This is a genomic window from Stenotrophomonas sp. SMYL86 (genome assembly GCF_036320025.1).
In the GTDB taxonomy this organism is placed as follows: Bacteria; Pseudomonadota; Gammaproteobacteria; order Xanthomonadales; family Xanthomonadaceae; genus Stenotrophomonas; species Stenotrophomonas maltophilia_A.
Genome location: NZ_JAWIRU010000021.1, coordinates 39,604 through 42,348, shown reverse-complemented (window position 1 = coordinate 42,348; position 2,745 = coordinate 39,604). Strand labels below are relative to the sequence as shown.

Sequence of the window (2,745 nt, the reverse complement as noted above, 5' to 3'; positions counted from 1 at the left end):
CCCCCGGGGGGGGGGCCCCCCCCGGGGCGCCCCCCACCCATTGCCCCCGGGGGGGGGGGCCGCCCGGTGGGGCGCCACACCTCAGATCGGGTTCTTGTCCAGGAACGCGCGGATTTCCGGCACCAGCACTTCGTGCTTGTCTTCCAGCACGTAATGCCCGGCGTCCTCGAAGGCATGCACCTGGGCCTGCGGCAGCGCAGCCTGGAAGCCCTTCAGGAAGTGGTGGTCGAACACGAAGTCGCGCAGGCCCCAACCGAGGAAGGCCGGGCGGTCGGCGAACGACGGCAGCGCCTTGCCGGCACGCTCCAGCAGCGACCAGGCCTTGTCGGCCGGCGACAGCGGGATGTCCTGCATGAAACGGATGGTGCTGATGCGGTTGGCGTAGCTGTTGTATGGCGACACGTAGGCGCGGCGCACATCGGCCGGCATCTTGCGCTCCACGCCCAGCCACGAGGCGCCGGACGAGAACGCGTTGAAGGTGCGGATGATCCACTCGCCGATCTTCCAGTGCCGGCCCAGCGCGATCTGCCACGGCATCGTCTTCGCCGCCGGCATCGGGAACGCGGCGGTGTTGAGCACCACCAGGCGCTTCACCTGGTCGTGGTGCGACAGCGCCCAGCCGAAGCCGATCATGCCGCCCCAGTCGTGCACGGCCAGGGTCACCGGACCGGTGATGCCCAGGTGCTTCAGCAGCGCATCAAGGTCGTCCACGCGCGACTGCAGCGTGTACTCGTAGCGGCTGTCATCGGGCTTGTCCGACAGGCCCATGCCGATGTGATCCGGCACGATGCAGCGGTACGTGTCCGACAGGCCGGCCACCAGCGTGCGCCAGTAATAGCTCCACGACGGGTTGCCGTGCACCATCACCACCACTTCGCCATCGCGCGGGCCTTCGTCGAGATAGTTCATCGACAGGCCGGGGCGGACCTCGAAGCGCTGCGGGTGGGCGGGGTAACCGGGAAGCTGGGACATCGAATCGCACCTGTAGAAAGGGCCGGTAGAACCGGCCCCTGGACACTTGGAAAAATCATCGCTGCCCATCGCGCAGCAGGTCAGCGGTGACTTTTTTACCAGACCACTTCAGCCATCGAACAGTTCAGGCCCGAGCCGATGCCCAGAAGCGCGATGCGATCGCCCTTCTTCAGCTTGCCCAGCTGCTTGAGCTTGCTCAGCACGATCGGCACCGAGGCCGGGCCGATGTTGCCGTGCTCGCCGAAGATGGTCATGACCTTCTTCGGGTCGATGCCGAAGTTCTTGATGAACGCGGCGGTGTGCGGCTGGCTGACCTGGTGGATCACGAACTGGTCCAGCTCTTCCACGGCCCAGCCCAAGGCGATCTTGGCGGCGGTGAAGGTCTTCTGGGCCAGCTTGATGCCTTCGATCAGCAGCAGGCGGGTGTCGGTGACCATGCGGTCCAGGTTGCCCAGGCACAGCTGGTTCCACTCGGTGGCCGAGCGGGTCACGCCGCCCTTGTAGCGCGGCGCATCCGGCACCAGCTCCGAGCGCGCCATCACCATCGCGGCGGCGCCCGAACCCGTGGTCAGGGCGGCCAGCTCGTTGCGGAAGTCGTCGGCGGTGACGTCCGGGGCGGTCATGCGCTCCAGGGTCTTCTCGTACACCAGGTTGGCGGTCTCGCCATCCACCACCAGCGCGTAGTCGATGTCGCCGCGCTCGATCATGCGCGCCGCGATATCCATGCCGTTGATGAAGGCCAGGCAGGCATTGGCGACGTCGAAGGTCATGCACTCGTCGCTGACGCCGAGGTTGCCCGACACGATGGAGGCCGTGGACGGCTCCAGGTAGTCGCGGCTGACCGAGGTGTTGACCAGCAGGCCGACCTGCGTTGCATCGATGCCCGCGTCTTCCAGCGCCTTGCGGCCGGCCATGGTGGCGGCATCGGACGCAAGCACGCCGTTGTCCCACAGGCGGCGGGCATGGATGCCGGCGATATCGCCGAGCACGTCGGTGCGGATACCGAGGCGATCCAACGTCGGCTGCAGCCGCTCGTTGATTTCCTTGGTCGTCAGCGTATGCGGCGCATCAACGTGTGCCAGGCCGGCGATCGAGACATTCTTGAAGAGCATCGAGGTTAGCGCCAAGGCTCAGGCAAAAGGGGGCGCTATTCTATAACCCCCGGGGCCTTCACCGCATCTTTACGAATTCAGGCTTGGCCGTATGGTGAAGCGTTCAGCGCGGCGGGCACTGGAAAGCGGCGAAGCGCTGGCTGCCATCGGCCGGAGCGGCGGCGGCCTGTACGGCGTTGGCGCCTGCGCTCGGGGCCTCGTTGCGGGCCAGGGTTTCCAGCTCTTCCTGCACACGCAGCGGGTTGCGGTTGTAGAAGCCGACCTTGCTCTTCACGGTGACCACCACCTCGCCCTTGGCGATGCAGCCAGCGGGAACCGGGCCTGCCGGCAGCACGCGGGTCGCCTTGCCGGCCGGTTCGATCGGCACCCAGGTACAGGCGGTGACGGTGAGCAGCAGGGAGGAGAGCAGCAGAACGCGCATGGGCAGATCCTGGAAGGGTATGGGGGGATTCTGCCTGAACAGCCTGAATCGGGGGTAGCCGGTGGGTGGGGTCAGATCCCCCGCAGGGGAGCCTGACCCCGCCTTCGGGTCACGGAGTTGCCGGCCAGCGGCCGGCCCTACCACGGCAAGGTTGCCGGCCAGCGGCCGGCACTACCGGAGGAGCCGGGCCGCCCCCTGGGGGGGCGGGGGGTGGCCGAAGGAGTTGGCGGGTTGGCTGAG

General features: G+C 67.4%; 3 protein-coding genes. All 3 read right to left on the bottom strand.

Annotated features, from left to right (window positions below; all coding sequences use genetic code 11):
* Positions 1–81: 81 nt before the first annotated feature.
* The 3 genes from V3B64_RS18585 to V3B64_RS18575 all read right to left on the bottom strand — a co-directional run bounded on the left by V3B64_RS18585 (position 82) and on the right by V3B64_RS18575 (position 2,505).
* Positions 82–972: an alpha/beta fold hydrolase gene (locus tag V3B64_RS18585; protein ID WP_329914674.1), complete on the bottom strand. Its 891-nt coding sequence runs from the start codon at positions 970–972 to the stop codon at positions 82–84.
* Between the two features lie 95 nt (positions 973–1,067).
* A complete protein-coding gene (locus V3B64_RS18580) occupies positions 1,068–2,084 on the bottom strand; it encodes a 3-oxoacyl-ACP synthase III (RefSeq protein ID WP_014035559.1) in 1,017 nt (338 codons plus the stop codon).
* A gap of 103 nt (positions 2,085–2,187) precedes the next feature.
* A complete protein-coding gene (locus V3B64_RS18575; RefSeq protein ID WP_005407628.1) occupies positions 2,188–2,505 on the bottom strand; it encodes a DUF4156 domain-containing protein in 318 nt (105 codons plus the stop codon).
* Positions 2,506–2,745: the final 240 nt, after the last annotated feature.

Excerpts from the sequence above, each read along its gene's own strand:
- V3B64_RS18575 (WP_005407628.1), bottom strand. The coding sequence starts at position 2,505 with ATGCGCGTTCTGCTGCTCTCCTCCCTGCTGCTCACCGTCACCGCCTGT.
- V3B64_RS18580 (WP_014035559.1), bottom strand. The coding sequence starts at position 2,084 with ATGCTCTTCAAGAATGTCTCGATCGCCGGCCTGGCACACGTTGATGCG.
- V3B64_RS18585 (WP_329914674.1), bottom strand. The coding sequence starts at position 972 with ATGTCCCAGCTTCCCGGTTACCCCGCCCACCCGCAGCGCTTCGAGGTC.